Consider the following 19632-nt stretch of genomic DNA (forward strand, 5'->3'; position numbering starts at 1 on the left):
CCGGCTCGATGAGCACCCGGAGAAGATGCGTCAGCGGCGCGAAACCGTCGAACATCCATTCGGCACGATCAAGGCCCGGATGGGAGCCACCCACTTCTTGATGAAGACCCTGCCGAAGTCGCCACCGAGATGGCACTCTCCGTGCTCGCCTACAATCTGACGCGGGTGATGAACATCGTCGGCGTCAAACCGCTCATCGCAACGATCGTGGCATAGCTGGCTCTCTACGCCACCCTCTGGCCGACTGGACGGCCCAGATGCCTTACAGTGGCTCTCACACGCCAATGGCGGCTGTTCGCGCCGAAAATCCCCAAATCCTCTGATAACCACGACCGCCTGAGACCTTGCGGCAGCGTTTCCACACGACCAAGACCCATAGATGACAGTCCGATCGAGTCTTTTCGGCCCAGCTTAGAATCGCAGTTGAGTCGGAATTCGAATCAGAGATTTTCGGGCGGATAGATTTCAACCGGCAAGGAAATTGACTGGGGCGGAAAATCCGGACCGCCGTCGAGTGCGCGGATCATAACCGCGATGGCTTCGCCGCGCTGTCCAGGCCAGGGCGGGGGAAGCAAGTCGACGATCTTTAATGGAGCGGGCGAAGGGATTCGAAACCTTGACCCCAACCTTGGCAGAAAGGCACCCTTTCGTCCGCATCAAGGCGCCTGCGGCTAGAGCCGGATGGTTCCGCGCATCACGACAACGCCGGTACCTGACAGTTCGGGATCGGGCGTAAGTTGGATCTTCAGGATGCTCTTGCGGCCCATTTTCGTGCCTTGCTCAATCGCGAGTTTGCCTTTTGGGAGCACGCCCTCCTGCGCGAGGTAAGCCGCAAGCGGCCCCGCAGCAGTCCCAGTGGCTGCGTCTTCCCAAAGGCCAACGGTCGGATTGAAGAACCGCGCATATGCTTCTTCTGGCGAGGCGGGATCGTGAGAATAAATGTAGCAGCCTTCGGCGCCTGCGGCGCGGAGAATGCTCAGAAGTGCGTCGGCCGCCGGTTTAGCACTGTCCACCGAGGTGATATCGCGTACCCGCACCAGCAAGTGGGCAACTCCCGTGTCTGCCGGGCGTGGTGGCGGCGATGTCAGTATGTCGCTCACCGGAAGGCTGAGCGCTTGAGCGAGGGGCACGACGTCATTCAGCGCTGGCAATAGTGTGAGGGGCGCCTGCCGCATTACGCCAACGATGCGTCCGCCGACGGTCATCATTGCGATGGGCAAGACATCGGCGCCGATCTCCTGCCGGAATGTGCTCGGAGAGTGCAATGTGCCGAGCTTGCCCTGCTCGGCGAGCCAGAGCCAAGCGCCGAGAGCATTATGGCCAGCCCCGACTACCTCCGCGCCGCTAGTGGTGAAGGAACGTAGTTTTCGATCGGCTCTGTGGCTGCGCATGATAAAGGTCGTTTCTGCCTGATTGAACTCGCCGGCGATCCGCCGCATCTGAGTCTCGGAGAGATCATCAGCATCCTCTACAACGGCAAGTGGATTGCCGGTCAGGGGTTCATCCGCAAATACGTCGATCAGGCCGGCCACCAACTCCAACATTCGCCTTTTCTCCTTCTTCGAGTGTAACTCTGCCTACGTGACGGGACTAGGAACGCGCGTCTCAATTTGGTCGGCTATGCGATCGTCGTGATGCTCGACGTTGCGCAGCAGGACGATGGCGAACACTGCGGCGCCAATGATACCGCGGCGCAAACAACTTGAGGACTTGTGCTCCATCAAGCCCAAAGGCTGCATTCATCCAGGCAAGCCAAGATGTACCACCGATCAAGAGTTTGGTGCCCTTACCTCAATATCCACGAACTTCAGACCATCGTTGAGAGAGCCGTGCTAGCCCGGCCAGTATGCAGCGGAGTCGCTCATCATTCGATCTCAATGATGAGATTGGCGGATTTGTCGATGTGAGCCTTTGAGCCAGGACCGATAACGCAGGTCGATTCCCGTTCCTCCACCAGCGCCGGGCCGATGAAGACGCATCCAGTTGGAAGCTTGTATCGGTCATAAACCGCGCACGCCAACCAGCCCTTCTCCTCGAACAGCACGTCGCGCTCGCCGCGCCGAGCGAGTTCAAGGCTCTGTTCGGTCCGTTCTCTGCCCTCGCCGATATCGATGTTCACGCTCGGCGCTGTGCACGCCAAACGCCAATTCACCACCTCGATCGGACTGCCTTCGAGGGCTCGGCCGAATTGTGCCTTGTAGACCTCGAAGAATTTTGCGCGGATCGTATCGAGGTCGCTGTCTGAAAGAACCAGGCTCGGCAGGCTGACCGAGATCTCGAAGCCCTGGCCCCGGTGTCGCATGTCGGCGGTCGGCCGGTAGGCAACTTGGTCGGGATCGGCGCCGGCGTCAGACAGCAGCCGCAGCCCCGCGGCTCTCATGTCCGCGAACAGGGAATTGATTTCGGACCAGTTGACCTTATCGAGAGCAGAGATTTGCGTGCGCACCATGTCCGTGGCCGGGGGCGCAACCAAGAAGCCGAGGGCCGACGCCACGCCTGCTCCGAGGGGCACCACGATCCTCTTGACCTTGAGCAGACGGGCGAGGTTGAAAGCATGCACCGGACCTGCGCCGCCGAACGCGATCATTGTGTAGTCGCGGGGATCCTTGCCCTTTTCAGCAAGATGCATGCGGGTGGCAGCCGCCATCATCTCGTCGACGATGCGTTGGACGCCCAGGGCCGCCTCCTGATCTCCAAGCCCGACCGAAGGGGCGATCTTATCCGCGAAAGCGCGGCGAACGTGATCGAGGTCAAGTTTCATCTCGCCGCCAAGGAAATAGCCGGGATCAAGACGGCCAAGGACGAGATCCGAGTCGGTCACCGTAGGCTCCTCGCCGCCGCGCCCGTAGCAGACCGGCCCGGGAACTGACCCGGCACTGCGGGGCCCCACTTTGAGCAGCTTCGATGCGGGATCCACCCGCGCCAAGGAGCCACCGCCTGCTCCAATCTCGATCATGTCGACCACTGAAACCTTTAACGGCATGCCCGACCCCTTCTGGAACCGGCGTACGCGTCCTGCCTCAAAATCGAACTTGTGATCAGGCATGCAATTCTCGATCAGGCAGATCTTCGCAGTCGTTCCGCCCATATCGTAGGAGATCACGCGATTGAGGCCAGCAACCTTGGATATGAACGAAGCCGCCATCGCGCCCGCTGCCGGGCCAGATTCGATGAGGCGAATTGGATAGGCCTTCGCTTCCTGGGGCGTCGTGATGCCGCCGCTCGACAGCATGATGTAGAGGCGTCCCCTGAAACCGAGCTGTTCCAGCTTTGCCTCGAGCTTATCGAGGTATTTGTGCATTAACGGCTGTACGTAGGCATTCGCGCAGGTCGTTGTCGTCCGCTCGAACTCCCGGATCTCGGGCGCGACCTCGCATGACAGACTAAGAGGCAACGTCGGATAGAGCTCCCGAATGATCTGCGCGGCCCGGCGCTCGTGGTTCGGAGCCCGATAGGCGTGCATGAACGAAACCGCCAAGGCCTCGGCACCGCTCTCCTCGACCAGCCGGCGCGATGCCTCCACCAATCCGCGTTCGTCGAGTTCAACAAGCGTGTCGCCATCGGCGGTCACGCGCTCGGCCACCTCCAAACGCCGAGACCGTGGAACGATCACGGGCGGCAGTTCGAGGAACAGGTCGTAGAGATCGTAGCGGGTTTCGCGCCCGATCTCGATTGTATCTCGAAATCCGGCGGTCGTGATGAGGCCGACCGTTGCGCCAGTCCGCTCGATGATGGTGTTGGTGACAAGCGTTGTGCCGTGGACGATGCTGTGGAGATCGGCAGGTTGCAATCCTGCCTCTGTGAGAATCCTGGAAATGCCGGCGACGATGGCGATACTAGGATCTTCCGGCGTCGTCAGGAGCTTGCCCGTGCGCGCAAGCTTGCGAACAGGGTCGTGCAGCACCAGGTCGGTAAAGGTGCCGCCGACATCAACGCCGATGCGGGCGGAGCGCTGCCTCGTCGTCGCCATCACGCGATCTCCTGTCCGTAAATCTGCCGTGCGGCATCGACCGAGATGTAGCCGTTCTCCAGATCGGCGAGAACGGCGGCCCGATCGCGGGACCGGGGATCACCGTATCCACCACCACCGGCGTAGCGCAGCGTCACCTTGCGACCGGCGGCAACCGTGGTTCGCGACTTCGGATGCGGTTTCGTGCCATCTTCGAACAGGATTTCGGATGGGCCGCCGCATTGACCACCCAGCAATCCGCTGGCCGGATACTTGGTCCTGTCCGCCAGCAGCGACATTCGGACGGGGGTGTCGGTGCGCAATTCCACCTCGATCTCTTGGCCGAGACCTCCACGAAATTTTCCGGCGCCGCCACTGTCGGTCCGCAGCAGCTTTTTCCACACCAGGAGGGGAGCGACGTTCTCATATGCCTCGATGCTGCCCGCCCCGACGTTGGTTGGAAAAGCCGTCGTCGAGAGGCCGTCTTTATGCGGCGCCGCGCCCATGCCACCGCTCGCGAACAGGACTTGCGAGAAAGCCTGACGCTCCCGATTGAGGCCGCTGAACACGGCACGCATGCTCGGGGCGCCGCCAGAATCGGCGATGACCTTCTCCGGCAGCACCTCAGCCAGCGCCCTGTAGATGACCCCGGCAAGGAGGTGCCCCGTCAGTTGCCGCGCGTTGCAGGGTGCCGGAAATACCGGATTTAGGATCGACCGTCCCGGTGCGCTGACCGTGATGGCGCGGTACGAGCCTTCGTTCCTCGGCGACAACGGGTCGAGCGCGCACTTGATGGGATAGACAGAGTAGGCGTGGGTGTAGTTGAGAACGCAATTGATGCCGCGGTTAACCTGCGGCGAGGTTCCTTCGTAGTCGATATGCATGCGGTCACCGTTGATGGCGACTGAGCATACGATCCTGGTGGTCTGGTCATCGAAGCCGTCTGCTTCCAAAATGGCGCTATAGACGCCATCGGGAACTCCAGCGATCGCGCGCCGCATCGCGTCGTCGGAGCGGCTGTGAAACGCGTTTGACAGCGTCTGCAGGTCGCGCAGCTTGGTGTCGCTGAGGAAATCACCGACGCGCCGCGCCGCTACGTCGTTCGCGACGACCTGTGCGCCCAGATCGCCGAACACCTGTTCGGGTAGCCGCACATTCCCCAGCAACAGGTCGAGAAATTCCTCGTTCCACGCGCCGCCACGCAACAGATGGGCAGGCCGGATGCGAATGCCTTCCTCGAAAATCTCCTGGCAATCCGCCGACCACAGCGACCCTCCGACATCGGGGGAGTGGGAGATCGACCCGGCGAAACCTACAAGGCGGTCGTCGTGGAAGATGGGAGACACGATCGTGAAATCCGGCAGATGACCGGTCGCCAGCCAAGGGTCGTTGGTGATCACGGCATCGCCCGGACGCCAGGTCTCCGCCGGAAACTTCGCGAGGAACGCCTTGGTCGTGCGCGGCAGAATGCACGAGAAGGACGCGATGCCGCCGGTGTTCTCGCTGATGCTGTCGCCGTTCCGGTCCATGACGACCGTGCCATAGTCGTTCGATTCCCGGACAATGGTCGAGAAGGCGGTCCGCACCAGGCTGGTGGCCGCCTCATCGGCAATGGAAATCAGCCGGCTCCAGTAAATCTCCAGGGAGATCGGGTCGAAGTTTTCGATGGAATGGTCGGTCATGCAGCGCTCCGCGGATCGCGGGTTGGGCTGTGGCGCGATATGGCTTATCCCAACCCCTACGGTGAGATTGCTGCTCCCGATTGATATTGTATAATACTTATTATGTCAGATTTGATATGATTGACGAATGGACCTTCGTCACCTCAGATATTTCATCGCCGTCGCGGAAGAGCTGCATTTCCGACGCGCGGCTGAGCGCCTGAATATCTCGCAGCCACCGCTCAGCCAGCAGATCAGGTTGCTGGAGCTTGAGCTTGGCACCACATTGTTCGAGCGGACCAATAGGCGCGTGACCCTGACGCAGGCAGGACGGCTGTTCCTTCCGGAGGCACGGGCAGTGATACGCCAGGCGGAGCGGGCAGGAGAGGTCGCGCGGAAAGCCCACCGGGGCGAGCTTGGCGAGCTGCGAATTGGCTTCTTTCCATCGGCCCCGCTGGTGCCGGAAGTATCCCGGGCCATCCGCGCGTTTCGTGAAACCTATCCGGGCGTGCAGCTTGTCTTGAACGAGGTCGAAAGCAGCGAGCAGCCGGTGGCCCTGCTGGAGGAACGCGAGGACATCGCCCTCGTCCGGAGCATGGCGAGCCCTGTCGTTCCTACCGGCCTGATGTCGCGCGTTTTGGTGAACGAGCCCTTGGTCGTCGCGCTAAGGCATGACCACCGATTGAATCGCGTCAAGGGCCCACTTCCGATCCAGGCGTTGGCGGAAGAGCAATTCGTATTCTATGGGGACAGGATGGGCACGACCCTGCCACGCCTGGTCGTGGAGCTTTGCAACAAGGCAGGTTTCGAGCCCCGTATCGGACAGCTGGCGAACGCAAACACCACCATGATCGGACTCGTTGCGGCGGGGCTTGGCATCGCCATCGTTCCCAACGCGCTGGGTCGTCTGGTGCATGCCGATGTCCGCGTACGCGCGCTCGCGCGGTGCAAGGCCACCGTGGCCGTTGCGGTGTTGACCCGGGCGCCCAAACCCACCAAGCTGGTCAAGGCTTTTCTCGACTTGCTCTAGCGGCAAGCGCTAAGTGCTCGCCGGCGGCTGACGGCGATGCCAGTCGGTCTCCTGTTGATACCAGTGCGCGGCAGCAAGAAGGCGCGCTTCCTCGAAATGACGCGCGACCAGCTGGAAACTCGCCGGCAAGCCGCTCGACGTGAAGCCTGCGGGAATGCTGATGGCTGGAACGCCCAGGTAATTCATAGCTCTGGTAAAGTCCATGATGTCAGCGCTGCCTGTCCCGCTGACACCTTCCGGATCAGATGCAATCGCGGGAACCGGGATTGGCAGGCACGGCATGAACACTAGGTCGACTGTCGCAAACGCCCGCTCGACGAATTGCCGCGCCAGCTTTCCGCGCAACGTGATCGCTTCCAGATATCGGGTCGCTGGCAGGAACAAGCCAGTCTGGAGCCGACTCCGTACATGACCCGAGAAATCGTTCGGCCGCTCCGCGAGGTCGCGCCGGTGCAATGTCGCGGCTTCAATCACCAGTACCGTGCGGTTGAGGACGTTGAGAGTATCGAAGCCATCGATGTCGATTTCTTCAATACGCATACCGAGGCGGCGAAAGACAGCCAGCGTCTGGTCGAGGGCTTGCACCACCTCGCTATCCACCCCACGCAGCAGGCGCGACGGCAAGACCCCGATCCGGTAGGCCTTGCGGGCCATCCCAATCGCCTTCGAATAGTTGACGCGCGGAGCGTTCGTGGTTGCGGGATCGGCGGCACGCGGGCCGGCAATCACATCGAGCAGCAGCGCACAATCTGCTGCCGAGCGGGCGATCGGACTGACGCAATCGAGCGAAGGGGCGAGGGGCGTCACGCCGTCCTTCGCAACCAGGGAATAGGTCGGCTTCAGGCCCGTGACCCCGCACGCGGCCGCTGGTATCCGGGCCGATCCTCCGGTATCGGAACCAAGGGAGGCTGGAATGAGCCGCGCTGCAACGGCCGCGGCCGATCCGCTCGATGATCCCCCGGTGACGAAATCCGGGTTCCAGGGATTCCGGCAGGGACCGAGATGCTGATTGTATCCGGTCGGGCTGAGCGCCAGTTCCGACATGTGCAGCGCGCCCACGTTGATCGCGCCAGCTTCCGCAAGGCTGCGGATCGCGCTTGCCGTGCTTCCCGCCCGATAGCTCTTTCGAATCTTCGAACCGGCAGCAACAACGCGGCCGGCGACGTCGAACAGATCCTTGTGGGCCATCGGCACGCCATGGAGGCGGCCGTGGTTTCGACCACGCACCAGATCCTGGTCGGCGGCTTCCGCGGCGGCGATCGCTTCTTCGGCATAAATCTCCACGGTGCAGTTGAGCGCACGGCCGGCCCGGTCGAGCGCCTCGAGGGAGGCCAGCGTCGCAGCGCGCGCGCTTATGTCTCCGGCGGAGATGCGAGCCGCCAGCTCGCCGAGCTCAAGATCCAGAATCTGCATCGGACTGCGCCCTCTGCGCCGCTTCCAACAGCAAGCCGGCGAAGTCGCCGGGCGCTTGGCCGAGCTCAAGTTCCCGCGCCGCGATCGCGCGCACCAGGTCGTTCGTGTCCCGGGCGAGTGTCGCAACGCGATCGGTAAGCCACTGATCCTGCGTCAGCCCCTGCAGCCTGGCGATGGCGTGAAGGTCATTTTGCATATCAGGCGCACTTTCCATGGCCGGTCATGCCTGACGCACGGCGGTCAGGAACGCGCGCGTGCGATCGTTGGTCGGGCAGTTGAACACCTTCTCGGGCGTCCCTTCCTCCGCAATCCGGCCATGCTCGAAGAACAGAATACGGTCCGAGATTTCGCGGGCGAATCCCATCTGGTGCGTTACCATGATCATGGTCAGGTCATGTTCATGGGCCAGCATGCGCAGAACATTCAGCACCTCGCCGACCAGTTCAGGATCGAGCGCCGACGTCACTTCGTCGAACAGCATTACTTTTGGCCTGAACGCCAGCGCACGCGCGATCGCGACTCGCTGCTGCTGTCCACCTGAGAGCCGCCCAGGATACTGATTGACCTTATCCTGCAGGCCGACGAGTGCGATCAGTTCCTCGGCGCGCGCCCGCGCCTCCGGCTCCGGCAGGCCAAGCACCGTCCGCACGGGATTCATGACATTCTTGAGCACGGTCCAGTGCGGAAACAGATTGAACTGCTGAAAAACCATGCCGACCTTCGAGCGCATCCGTCGGAGGTGCGCCTCGTTGGCCGGTACGACTCGGCTCCCCCGCTTCATGTGCCAGAGCGACTCGCCGTCGATCTCGATCTCACCGCCATCGATCGTCTCCAGCGTCATGATCGTCCGGAGCACGGTCGACTTGCCGGAGCCGCTAGGCCCGATCAGCGCCACCTTCTCTCCGCGCTGGACCTCCATGTTGAGGCCGTCCAGGACAACCAGCGGGCCGAAGGTCTTCCGTACATCCCGGAGCGTTATGATCGGGCTCATCGCACCAATCTCCCCTCGATCAGACGCACACCGAAGGACGCAACGAGGCTCAGCGCGAGGAAGATGAGGCCGACGAGGGTCATCGGCTCGACATACAGGAATCGCTCCGATGCGATGATGTTCGCCGTTTGCATGAGTTCGATGACGGTAATGGAAGCCATGACGGGGGTATCCTTGAACATCGTGATCATGTAGTTGGCGAGCACGGGAATCATCGGGGGAATCGCCTGCGGAAGGATGATCTCGGTCATCGCTCGGGACCTGCCGTAGTTCAGGGCGACGGCGGCTTCCCACTGTCCCTTGGGAACCGATTCGAGCCCCGCACGATAGACTTCGGCGATGTAGCAGCTGTAGTGCGCGCCAAGGCCGATCACCCCCGTCAGGAACGGCGGCATGGTGATGCCGATCTCGGGCAGTACAAAGAAAAGGAAATAGAGTTGGACCAGGAGCGGGGTCGAACGGATGAACTGCGTGGCGCCCCAGATGCCCCGGCGCACGAGCGCGAACCTGGAGCGCAACCCTAGGGCAAGGAAGAGGCCAATCACCAGCGCGATTGCAAAGGACACGAAGGTTGCTGCGATCGTGATCACCGAAGCTTCGAGCAGGTGCGGCAGGATGGATTTCGCGAACTCGAAATCGAACGGCATCAGCGCAAGCCTCCCCGATCGAGCCCGACTCCTGCACGCCGCTCAGCAAGACGGAAGATGCCGGTTATGACGAGGGCGATCAGGAAATAGCCGACCAGGACAGCGGTAAAGGGTGCCGCCGTCTGCATGGTGGTCTGCTGTAGGGTAAGGGCTTGGAACGACAGGTCATGAACGGTGATCAGCGACACTAGGGCAGTCACCTTGAGCAACTCAATCATCAGGTTGCCGAAGGGCGGCAACATCATCGGAATGGCCTGCGGCACGACGATCCGCCAAAGCGTCTGCAGCCGCGTGTAATTGAGCGCGCACGCCGCTTCCCGTTGGCCACGTGGCACTGCGGAGATCGCGCTTCGCACGATTTCGGCGCCGTAGGCTCCATTGCACAGACCAATGGCGAGGATCGCGGTTGTGATCGGCTCCAGATGGATATCGAAGAACGGCAGCACGAAGAACATCCAGAACAACTGAACCAGCAAGGCGACGCCTCTGAACACCTCGATGTAAACAAGGGCGATACACCGGACGGCTGCGATGCTGGAGAGGCGCGCCAGCCCCGCTGAAAATGCCATTGCACCCGCGAGCAGGCTTGCCGCCAGCGTGATGATGATCGTATTCAAGGCGCCTTCGAGGAGGACCCAGCGCGCTTCATAAATCAGTGACATTGGGCAGGCCTCCCGCCGTCCATACAGGGCGGCTCCAGTATAGGGCACTCTCGCTATTGGCGGTCACCTCTATACGAATGAACCGGCACTCGAAAGGCGAAGCGATGTTTCAGCCTTCCGAGCGCCCGCAGGTTCAATGGGCTATTCGGCGCACGCCTTCTCGGTGGTCATGCCGGGCTTCACTGCGTCGTCCGGGGTGAGCGCGTATTTGTCCATGAGTCGGGCATATGCCGGCGTGTCACGGAACGCCACAAGACGCTTGTTCAACTCGGCGAGAAGGTTGACGTCCTCGCGGCGCACGGCAAAGCTGGCAACGCCATAACGCGGCTTGCCGTCGACCATAGGCTGCTCGAATGGTGTGGCGCGTTCCAGGCTCTGGTCGTTCAGATTTCGCAGCTGGGTCTCGAGAATGATTGCGACGTTGACATAGGCGTCGGCGCGGCCGGTCTTGACGGCGGTGTAACCGCTGGTGTCATCGGGAATAATGACGATCTGCTCATCCTTGACGCCGAGCGCCTTGGCGTTGTCCCGGAGACCGGTGCCGCCGGCGGTATTCGCGAGCTTGATCGACGGATCAGCCGCGATATCGGCGTAGCTGTGTAGCTTCTTCGGATTCCCGGCTTTCACCGCAATCGCGTCGCCTAGCACATAGAGCGGTTCGCCGAACGCCACCTGCTTACAACGATCCGGTCGGATGTAGATGGCCGAGGTGACGAGATCGAAGCGCTTGGCGACCAGGCCTGGAATGAGCCCGCCAAAAGTGGTCAGGCCTCCGTCCAGATCTTTGATACCCATGTCGCCGAGGATGTGCCGGAGTACTTCGATATCGAACCCGGTGAGCTCTCCGTCTGGCGTCGCGTAGGCGAACGGAGTTTCGTTGGCGAATCCGACCCGCAGCGTGCCGGTCTCTTTCGCTTTAGCCAAGGTGTCATCCGCCAGTGCCGAACCTGAGACAGACGCAAGGGCCAGCGTTGCGCTCATCGCTGCGGCGACCATTCCGGCTTTCGTGAAGAATGTTTTAGACATCAACCTCCCCTTTCCTGTTGGCGTCGCGTCCGCTGGTTCTCTGCGCGGATCGTTCGACGACTTGTGGTGCAATATTGATAACAATGTTGTCACCTTTGTCAAGCCACGTCACAAATCTGAACCGCGATCTCTGCTTATATACTTGATATATAACATGATATCTCTGCTTATGGATTGCTGTCCACTGCCGGCGTCATTTGACCGTGATGCAAAAAATTGTTGACAAAAATGATGACTGACTTCAAACCATGCCCATACGAAGCGCAGGCACGGAGGATCGAATGGCCCGAGAACGCTCGATTGCGCATCGCGTGTCCTCGTTGCGCCCGTCCGCGACCGTCGAAATGACAGAGAAGGTGCGGGCGGCACGGGCTGCGGGCCGGCGTATTCTCTCCCTGGCCAGTGGCGATCCGGGCATTCCAACGGATCCTCGGATCATCGAGGCTGCCCATGGTGCGCTGAAAGCCGGAAACACCCGCTACGGCCCGGTGCTCGGTGACGCGCACCTGCGGCAGGCTCTCGCCTTGCACGAAAACAGGCGTTCCGGCGCCAGTTACGAGGACGCGGACATCATTGTGACGCCGGGAGGCAAGTTCGCCCTTCTCACCGCGCTCATGAGTATCGTTGGACCGGAGTGCGAGGTGTTGGTTCCGGAACCGGGCTGGGTCAGCTACGGTCCATGCGTCCAGCTTTGCGGCGGGACGCCCGTCCTTCTGCCCATGCTGGACCAACTCGACCTGGCGGCCATGGAGACGGCGCTCACGGATCGCACCGTTGCCGTCATCGTGAATTCGCCCGTCAATCCGACCGGCCGCGTCCTGCAGCGGAGCGAGATTGATGGATTAGTCGCGCTCGCAGAACGTCATAATCTCTGGATCGTGTTCGACCAGGTCTATTCCGATCTGGTCCATGCTGGCGCCTTCCCCACGCCGCAGGCGACGGCCAAGGGCCGCCCGATTACGTTTGTGGTCGACAGCTTCTCCAAGACATTCGGGATGACCGGATGGCGTCTCGGATATCTCGCCGTCCCACCTCAACTGGCCAAGCCGGTCAGCCGCTTCATCCAACATTCAATCTATTGTGTCCCCGGCGCGGTGCAGGCCGCCGGGCTAAAGGCACTGCAGATCTACGACGACGTGATTCCGGGCTACCGCGCCGTGTTTCGGCGTCGCCAGCAGGAAGCCGCAGCGCGTCTGAACGCCGTTCCTGGCATTGAATGCAAGGCGCCAGGAGCATCCTTCTATCTCTTCCCGCATGTCGATGCGGACGACCGCGCTCTCGCTGCCCGGTGGCTCGATGAACACGACATCGCAACGGTGCCGGGATCCGCCTTCGGCAAGGCAGGGAGCGGGCATCTGCGCCTCACCGTGACGGCTCCGGATGCCGAGATCGACGAAGCGCTTCGTCGAATCGAAACCATGGGCGTGCGCTGAGGCTTTCATGACTGCAGGCCTGATCGAAATTCCATGCACTTTGATGCGAGGCGGAACCTCGAAGGGCCCGTTCTTCGTCGCGTCAGACCTTCCATCCCACGTTCCAACCCGGGACGCGGTGCTGCTCGCGGCACTTGGTTCGCCGGACATCCGTCAGATCGACGGCGTCGGCGGCGCCGATCCGCTTACCAGCAAGGTCGGAATCGTCACGCAATCGAAGCGCGATGACGTGGATCTCGAGTTCCAGTTCGCTCAGGTCAGCATCGACAAGGCGCTGGTCGACACCACACCCAACTGCGGCAACTTGCTGGCGGCAGTCGTCCCCTTCGCGATCGAGCGAGGTCTCATCGCTCCGGCGTCCGGCACAACGAAGGCGCGGGTCCTCACCATCAATACCGGGACGATTGCCGACATCACTGTGGAGACACCGGCCGGCGAACTAACTTACAATGGAACGGCCCGGATTGACGGCGTCCCCGGTGCGTACGCTCCAATCCTGATTTCCTTCCGCGATACCGCCGGCTCCGTGTGCGGGTCGCTCCTGCCGAGCGGCAGATCAGTGGATGTCGTCGACGGCATTCCTTGCACGCTCATCGACAACGGAATGCCGGTGGTGGTCCTCCGCGCCGATGCGCTGGGCATCTCGGGTTATGAGACGAGGGACGAACTGAATGCCGATCTCGTCCTCGCTGCCAGGCTGGAGCGCATCCGCCTCGCAGCGGGACCGAAGATGAATTTGGGAGACGTCTCTTCCAAGCCGGTGCCAAAAATGACGCTGATAGCGCCGGCGCGCCACGGCGGCGCCATCTCCACACGCACCTTTATCCCGCATGTTTGTCACGCCAGCATCGGCGTTCTCGGAGCGGTCACCGTCGCCACCGCCTGCGCGCTGAAGGGCTCGATCGCCGACGGCATGGCAGTGGTGCCTGCGAACGGCAGGCTGTCGATCGAACATCCCAGCGGCGAATTCACTGTAGAGCTCGATATCCACATGACGGAAAGCGGCCCCGAAGTTCTCAAAGCCGCCCTGCTTCGGACCGCGCGGCGGCTTTTCGCCGGAACGGTCGCCGTTCCGGGATCGGCCTGGCCCCAGCGGCACAGATGAAACAGAACATCAAAGCTTGAAAGGAGAGGCCGCATGGCGGCAAAGACTGGAATTGTCGTGAGCGCCCATTCAGCGGACTTCGTCTGGCGCGCGGGTGGTGCGATCGCACTGCATGCGGCCATGGGGTACCACGTCCGTGTCGTTTGCCTTTCCTACGGCGAGCGTGGTGAATCCGCCAAGCTTTGGCGTGAGCAGGGTATGACGGAGGACCGGGTCAAGTCATCGCGTCGCAAGGAAGCGCAGATGGCCGCGGAGATTCTGGGTTGCGAAGCCGTATTCCTTGATTGCGGCGACTATCCGCTGACTGCCGGCCGAGAGGTGGTTTTCACGCTAGTCGACCATTTCCGCGAACTGCAGCCAACCTTCGTGCTCTCGCACTCGCTGGAAGATCCTTACAATTTTGACCATCCGCTCGCATCGCATATCGCGCAGGAGGCGCGTATCGTTGCGCAGGCGCATGGCCACAAGCCCGGTGAAAAAGTCTTGGGGGCGCCGCCTGTCTATCTGTTCGAGCCTCATCAGCCGGAACAGTGCAAGTGGCGTCCGGAAGTCTTTCTCGACATCGGGTCGGTCTGGGAGAAGAAGCGCGCGGCATTCGAGTGCATGTCGGCGCAGGAGCATCTTTGGGAATACTATACGCGCGTTGCCCTGCAGCGCGGCAACCAGGCCGCCCGCAACACCGGCCGCAAGGTGACCTACGGCGAAGCCTATCAGCGCGTCTTCCCTGATCTGGTGGAGCAGCTGGGATGAGGCCGGTCGCAATCAGGAACATTGAGAGGGCCGATGCCGCAGTGCTCGCGCGCCTCGGTGCTGCCGGCGTCTCGACCGTCCATGAGGCCCAGGGCCGGACGGGCCTCGCCAAGACCTATCTTCGTCCGGCCTGGTCCGGCGCATCCGCGCATGGGAGTGCCGTGACGGTCCTGGCACGGCCCGGTGACAACTGGATGATCCACGTCGCAGTCGAGTTGTGTCAGCCCGGCGACATGCTGGTGGTCGCTGTCAGTTCGGACAATTACGACGGCATGTTCGGTGAGCTGCTTGCGACGTCGTTGCGGGCGCGTGGTGTTCGGGGCCTCATTATCGATGCGGGCTGCCGCGACGTGGCCGCGCTGAAGGAACTTGGCTTTCCCGTCTGGTCGCGCTGCATCAGCGGACAGGGCACCGTGAAAGCGACGCTCGGGGCCGTGAACGTGCCCGTGGTGGTTGCCGGGGTCGCTGTCAGTCCGGGTGACGCGGTTGTTGCCGACGATGACGGAGTCGTCTTTGTTTCCCGCGCCATGGCGGCGGATGTCGCCGGCAAGTGCGACGCGCGCATCGCCAAGGAGAAGGGGGTCCGGCGGCGCCTTGCCGCCGGGGAACTCGGGCTCGACATCTACGGCATGCGGGATGCGCTCGCCAAGGCGGGTCTCGTCTACCTCGACGATGCGGGCGAGCTTGGCGACATGCCGCAGTAGATTGGAAACATCAGGAGAGCAAGCGTGGCCCGCTGGTTTGACACCGTCGCCGCCGTCCTGAAACGCAACGAGGTCCGGCTCGTGACTTACGTGCCGGACAAGGTCCTCGCGCCGCTGATCCGCGCGCTGGAGGCGGACAGCTATTTCACGACCTTCTGCCCCACCCGCGAGGAAGAGGCCGCCGGCATCGTGTGCGGCGGATGGATGGGTGGGATGCGCGGCATCGTGCTCATGCAGACCAGCGGGTTCGCGACCCTCGCCAACGTGCTCGCCTCGCTGGCGCTGCCCTACAGAATCCCCTTGCTCATGATGATTTCGGAGCGGGGAACGCTGGGTGAGTTCAATGTGGGCCAGGCCATGGTATGCCGCAGCATGCGGCCAATGTTGACTGCCCTCGGCATCGAGCACCATACGCTTTCTCGTCGCGATGAGATCGACTTCATCGTCGATCGCACGGTCAATCAGGCAATTGCGACGCAGGAACCCGCAGCCTTCATTCTCTCTCCGCTGCTGACACACGCCAAACGCCAGGAGGCCTGAGATGACGGCACGCCAGACCGCCGCGAGTGGCGCGCAGGAAGTACTCATGAGCCGCTTCGATCTGACTTCACGGCTGGTTGCCAGGCTGCGAAGCGACGAGGCTGTGGTCGGCGGCATCGGTAACAACAATTTCGATCTGTGGGCTACCGGGCGCCGTCCACAGAATTTCTACATGCTGGGAAGCATGGGTCTCTGCTTCCCCATCGCCCTCGGCCTGGCACTGACCCAGCCTCGGCGTCGCGTCGTCGCGATCGAGGGTGATGGATCGCTGCTGATGCAGCTCGGCTGCCTTGCGACCATCGCGGAGCGGCGCCCTGCTAACCTGACGCTGCTAGTGATGGACAACGGTTCTTATCAAATTACCGGCGGACAGAAGGCCGCAACGCATCACGGCGCAGATCTGGTGACGATCGCCCGTGGTTGTGGCCTTAACGAAAGCCGCTGGGCGGAGAACACCGCCCACTTCGAGGAGCTCCTGGACAACGCCCTGATCGGAGACCGGCCGCATCTTATCGCGGCGAAGATCGACGAAGCGCCAGGACGGGCAACTACTGACCGCGATCCCGCCTGGATCCGCGACACCTTCATGCGGGGACTTGGCACCCGTTCCTGATCTCTCATGCAGTTGGACGGGCGATGGCAATAGAATCCCGGATCCGATCTCTCATTGATGGCCAGGACGAGCCGGGCGGCAGCGTTTTCACGCTCCGCGACAAATATCTGGGCACCGAGCTCGCCGAGGTCGAAACGGCGAATGCCCACAATGTCACTCAAGCGGTCGCCGCTGCCAGGCGCGCTTTCGCCGGCACGGTGCCGCCGCCGCATCGGCGATTTGCCATTCTGTCAGATGCAGCGCGCCTGCTGGAGGCACGCCGTCCGCTGTTTTCCGACACGCTGGTCGCGGAAGCGGGCTTTACCCTTTCGGATGCGGCAAGCGAGATCGACCGGGCGATCTTGACCCTTGGTCTTTGCGCCGAGCAGGCGCGCCAGCTGCATGGCGACATGGTTGCCCTCGATGCCTCGCCCGGCCAGGAGAAACGGATCGCCTTTACGATGAGGACGCCGATCGGCATCGTGTGCGCCATCACGCCGTTCAATTCGCCGCTGAATGTCGTGCTGCACAAGATCGCGCCCGCGCTCGCGGCCGGAAACGCCGTCATCGTGAAGCCATCCGGCCACACGCCGAAAACCGCGGTGCTGCTGGCTCGCCTGCTGATCGATGCGGGATTGCCGCCGGGACTCATCGGCGTGCTGCACGACCAGAATGGCGAAGCCGCGCAGGCGCTGCTGGCCGAGCAGGATATTGGTTTCTATACGTTCACCGGAAGCACCAGGGTCGGACGGCTCATTCAGAACGCGGCAGGTCTGCGGCGCACTCAGCTCGAGCTCGGTAGCATCGCAAGCACCATCGTCTGCGGCGATGCAGATCTCGATCTGGCCCTTCCCAAAATCGCGAACGCCGCATTTCGGAAGGCCGGCCAAGTTTGCACATCGGTGCAGCGCCTCTACGTCCAGGCGCCAATTTATGAGGATGTCCTGGAGCGGATCATCGCGATCGCAGCCGCGATGCCGGCTGGCGACCCGCGCGATGCAAAAACGCGGGTCGGTCCGATGATTTCAGAGGACGCCGCTGTCCGGGTCGAAAGCGTGGTACGGCAAGCCGCGCTAGCCGGGGCTGAGATTCGGTGCGGCGGGCAAAGGTCTGGCGCGGTTCATGCTCCGACCATCTTGGTAGGGACCGTGGCGGGAATGCGGGTGATGGACGAAGAGATATTCGGTCCAGTCCTGTCGGTCATTCCGTTCACAGTGCTCGAAGAAGCGGTCCACGGTGCCAACGACACCCCCTATGGCCTTTCTGTCGGCGTCTTCACCAGAGATATCGGACATGCGCTGAAGGCAGCCCGGACGCTCCGGTTCGGGGCGGTCCATATCAACGAAACCTCCAGCGCCCGCGCCGATGCCATGCCGTTCGGCGGAGTGAAGGACAGCGGTTTCGGCCGGGAAGGGCCGGCATACGCGATCCGCGAATACACCGAAGAGCGCCTCATTACCGTCACCTGCTGAACTCGCCCTGCCGCCAAACGTTCAAACAGCCTTGACTCGGCCAACAATATTGCTAACAATCTAGATATCATAATTGATAACAAAGAGCGCCGTGAATGCGACGACGCTCCGGACCCGGACTAAGGGCCGGACACAACGGTCGGGAGGACCCATGACTGCCAAGTTTCGCCTGCAGTGCGGTGCCGCGGTGGCGTGCATCGCGATCCTTTGCACTGGCGCAATGGATCGCGCAGCGAACGCCGAAACCACTCTGGAGAAGATTAAGGCACAAGGCGTCATCCGCCTCGGCTTCACAAACGAGGCACCGTTTGCATATGCCACGCCCGACGGCCAGCTGACGGGCGTCGTGATCGAAGTGCTCCATCACATCTTCGACCAGATGGGGGTCAAGGATTTTGATGGCGGATTGACGACGTTCGGCGGCCTCATTCCCGGTCTGAAGGCCAAGCGCTTCGATCTCGTCACGTCGTCCATCTACATCAAGCCGGACCGGTGCACCCAGGTTGCTTTCGCGGAGCCGCTGTACATTCTTGGTGACGGAGTTGCGGTCAAAGTCGGAAACCCGCGCAACATCCACAGCTACGCCGACGTGGCCAAAGACCAGTCAATCAAGCTCGCCTACACGGTTGGCGGAACCGGCATCACCGAGAATGCCCAAGCGCTTGGCGTCAGACCGGAGCAGCTCGTTCCGGTACCCGACGACCGGAGCGGCTATGCGGCGGTCCAGGCTGGCCGCGTCGACGGCTTCGCCAACCCGGCCTCGATCCTGGAAAGCGAGCTCCAAGCACTGGGCGCTAATTCTGGTCTGGAGCGCGCCTCTCCGTTCGAGCAGCCGGTCGAGAACGGAAAGCCCCGCTATGGCTTTGCAAGCTTTGCGGTCAGGCTGGAGGACCAGGACTTGCTCCAGGAAATCAACCAGCACCTCAGCGTATTTCGGGCTTCGCCCGAGTTCACGGCGATCATGTCCAAATACGGGTTCTCGAAGGACGACATGATTCCCGAAGGGGTGACCACCTCCAAGATCTGCGCTGGATGAGGTGGGACCGATGACTGATCTGTCAGGGCTCATTCCCGCACGCCATGGCAAGGCCGTACCGCTTCGCCGGGGCGAAGTGATCGAGGTGATCAACACCCACGGCAACCAGGTGCTCGACACCTGGGCCTTCAATGCCGACGACATCTCCGAAGCCATGTCCATGGAGCACACGCGCTCGGTGAATAGCCGCATCTATGTAAAGGCCGGTGACCGGCTGTATAGCAGCCAGCGGCGACCGATCCTGCGGTTCCTCAAGGACACCTCGCCCGGCCGCCACGATATCCTGCTCTGCGCCTGCAACCAGGCGGTCTACACCGAACTTGGCTGCACAAGCTATCACCGGAATTGCCAGGACAATCTGTTGGAAGCGCTGAAGGAGCATGGTGCGGTTCCATCCGGCGTGCCGAGCCCACTTAACCTGTTTATGAACGTGCGGGTCGGTCCCGACGGCGAGGTTCTCCGCAGCGCGCCGGTGTCCAGGCCAAAGGATTCCGTCCAGCTTGCCGCCGAAATGGACCTGTTGATGGTGTTCTCCAGCTGCCCGCAGGACATCACACCGATCAACGGACCCACACTGACGCCAAGCGATGCCCATTACCGGGTTCTCGCGGGCGCATAGCG

Annotated in this window: 19 protein-coding genes and 1 pseudogene; 11 read left to right on the forward strand and 9 right to left on the reverse strand. The window is 62.0% G+C overall.

Going from position 1 to position 19632, the window contains the following annotated elements:
- Positions 1-216, forward strand: a pseudogene (locus DTX69_RS30880) (transposase); the annotation flags it as partial.
- A 455-nt stretch (positions 217-671) separates the two neighbouring features.
- Here DTX69_RS30880 and DTX69_RS28840 read toward each other — a convergent pair.
- The 3 genes from DTX69_RS28840 to DTX69_RS28850 all read right to left on the reverse strand — a co-directional run bounded on the left by DTX69_RS28840 (position 672) and on the right by DTX69_RS28850 (position 5631).
- A complete protein-coding gene (locus tag DTX69_RS28840; protein WP_119305054.1) occupies positions 672-1544 on the reverse strand; it encodes a PhzF family phenazine biosynthesis protein in 873 nt (290 codons plus the stop codon).
- A gap of 320 nt (positions 1545-1864) precedes the next feature.
- The gene (locus DTX69_RS28845) at positions 1865-3970 is read right to left on the reverse strand and encodes a hydantoinase/oxoprolinase family protein (RefSeq protein WP_119305055.1); all 2106 of its coding nucleotides are present in this window, start codon (positions 3968-3970) and stop codon (positions 1865-1867) included.
- Positions 3970-5631 (reverse strand): hydantoinase B/oxoprolinase family protein, encoded by a 1662-nt coding sequence (locus tag DTX69_RS28850; protein ID WP_119305056.1) that lies wholly within the window; start codon positions 5629-5631, stop codon positions 3970-3972. Before DTX69_RS28850 ends, DTX69_RS28845 begins: the two co-directional genes overlap by 1 nt.
- Before the next feature lie 127 nt (positions 5632-5758).
- Between DTX69_RS28850 and DTX69_RS28855 the strand changes: the two genes are divergently transcribed.
- Positions 5759-6640 carry a LysR substrate-binding domain-containing protein gene (locus DTX69_RS28855; protein ID WP_119305057.1) on the forward strand — a complete coding sequence of 294 codons (882 nt, stop codon included), beginning with the start codon at positions 5759-5761 and terminating at the stop codon, positions 6638-6640.
- A gap of 9 nt (positions 6641-6649) precedes the next feature.
- Here the strand turns inward: DTX69_RS28855 and DTX69_RS28860 are convergent, their stop codons facing one another.
- The 6 genes from DTX69_RS28860 to ehuB (DTX69_RS28885) all read right to left on the reverse strand — a co-directional run bounded on the left by DTX69_RS28860 (position 6650) and on the right by ehuB (DTX69_RS28885) (position 11349).
- Entirely contained in the window at positions 6650-8053 is a 1404-nt protein-coding gene (locus DTX69_RS28860) for an amidase (protein ID WP_119305058.1), read from the reverse strand.
- Positions 8034-8249, reverse strand: a complete 216-nt coding sequence (locus DTX69_RS28865) for a hypothetical protein (protein ID WP_119305059.1) — start codon at positions 8247-8249, stop codon at positions 8034-8036. The genes DTX69_RS28860 and DTX69_RS28865 overlap by 20 nt, the downstream gene beginning before the upstream one ends.
- A 24-nt stretch (positions 8250-8273) precedes the next feature.
- Positions 8274-9044 (reverse strand): ectoine/hydroxyectoine ABC transporter ATP-binding protein EhuA, encoded by a 771-nt coding sequence (gene ehuA, locus DTX69_RS28870; RefSeq protein ID WP_119305060.1) that lies wholly within the window; start codon positions 9042-9044, stop codon positions 8274-8276.
- Positions 9041-9691 carry an ectoine/hydroxyectoine ABC transporter permease subunit EhuD gene (gene ehuD / locus DTX69_RS28875; RefSeq protein ID WP_119305061.1) on the reverse strand — a complete coding sequence of 217 codons (651 nt, stop codon included), beginning with the start codon at positions 9689-9691 and terminating at the stop codon, positions 9041-9043. Before ehuD ends, ehuA begins: the two co-directional genes overlap by 4 nt.
- The gene (gene ehuC, locus DTX69_RS28880) at positions 9691-10353 is read right to left on the reverse strand and encodes an ectoine/hydroxyectoine ABC transporter permease subunit EhuC (protein ID WP_119305062.1); all 663 of its coding nucleotides are present in this window, start codon (positions 10351-10353) and stop codon (positions 9691-9693) included. The genes ehuD and ehuC overlap by 1 nt, the downstream gene beginning before the upstream one ends.
- 141 nt (positions 10354-10494) lie before the next feature.
- The gene (gene ehuB, locus DTX69_RS28885) at positions 10495-11349 is read right to left on the reverse strand and encodes an ectoine/hydroxyectoine ABC transporter substrate-binding protein EhuB (RefSeq protein ID WP_162917664.1); all 855 of its coding nucleotides are present in this window, start codon (positions 11347-11349) and stop codon (positions 10495-10497) included.
- 311 nt (positions 11350-11660) lie between these two features.
- Between ehuB (DTX69_RS28885) and DTX69_RS28890 the strand changes: the two genes are divergently transcribed.
- The 9 genes from DTX69_RS28890 (at position 11661) to DTX69_RS28930 (ending at position 19630) form a co-directional block, all read left to right on the forward strand.
- Positions 11661-12812, forward strand: a complete 1152-nt coding sequence (locus DTX69_RS28890) for a pyridoxal phosphate-dependent aminotransferase (protein ID WP_162917665.1) — start codon at positions 11661-11663, stop codon at positions 12810-12812.
- A gap of 7 nt (positions 12813-12819) precedes the next feature.
- A complete protein-coding gene (locus tag DTX69_RS28895) occupies positions 12820-13917 on the forward strand; it encodes a 4-oxalomesaconate tautomerase (protein WP_119305065.1) in 1098 nt (365 codons plus the stop codon).
- Positions 13918-13950: 33 nt separating this feature from the next.
- Positions 13951-14667 carry a PIG-L deacetylase family protein gene (locus DTX69_RS28900; RefSeq protein WP_119305066.1) on the forward strand — a complete coding sequence of 239 codons (717 nt, stop codon included), beginning with the start codon at positions 13951-13953 and terminating at the stop codon, positions 14665-14667.
- Positions 14664-15371, forward strand: coding sequence for a 4-carboxy-4-hydroxy-2-oxoadipate aldolase/oxaloacetate decarboxylase (locus DTX69_RS28905; protein WP_119305067.1), 708 nt, complete (start codon positions 14664-14666; stop codon positions 15369-15371). The genes DTX69_RS28900 and DTX69_RS28905 overlap by 4 nt, the downstream gene beginning before the upstream one ends.
- Positions 15372-15395: 24 nt before the next feature.
- Positions 15396-15911 carry a thiamine pyrophosphate-binding protein gene (locus tag DTX69_RS28910; RefSeq protein WP_284736138.1) on the forward strand — a complete coding sequence of 172 codons (516 nt, stop codon included), beginning with the start codon at positions 15396-15398 and terminating at the stop codon, positions 15909-15911.
- Position 15912: 1 nt separating this feature from the next.
- A complete protein-coding gene (locus tag DTX69_RS28915) occupies positions 15913-16524 on the forward strand; it encodes a thiamine pyrophosphate-dependent enzyme (RefSeq protein ID WP_119305069.1) in 612 nt (203 codons plus the stop codon).
- 23 nt (positions 16525-16547) lie between these two features.
- Positions 16548-17975, forward strand: coding sequence for an aldehyde dehydrogenase family protein (locus DTX69_RS28920; protein ID WP_119305070.1), 1428 nt, complete (start codon positions 16548-16550; stop codon positions 17973-17975).
- A 151-nt stretch (positions 17976-18126) separates the two neighbouring features.
- Positions 18127-19011 (forward strand): ectoine/hydroxyectoine ABC transporter substrate-binding protein EhuB, encoded by an 885-nt coding sequence (ehuB, locus tag DTX69_RS28925; RefSeq protein WP_119305071.1) that lies wholly within the window; start codon positions 18127-18129, stop codon positions 19009-19011.
- A gap of 10 nt (positions 19012-19021) precedes the next feature.
- Positions 19022-19630, forward strand: a complete 609-nt coding sequence (locus DTX69_RS28930) for a DUF1989 domain-containing protein (RefSeq protein ID WP_119305072.1) — start codon at positions 19022-19024, stop codon at positions 19628-19630.
- The last annotated feature ends 2 nt before the right edge of the window (positions 19631-19632 follow it).

Origin of the sequence: Dongia deserti (assembly GCF_003574735.1) — a bacterium.
GTDB lineage: Bacteria > Pseudomonadota > Alphaproteobacteria > Dongiales > Dongiaceae > Dongia_A > Dongia_A deserti.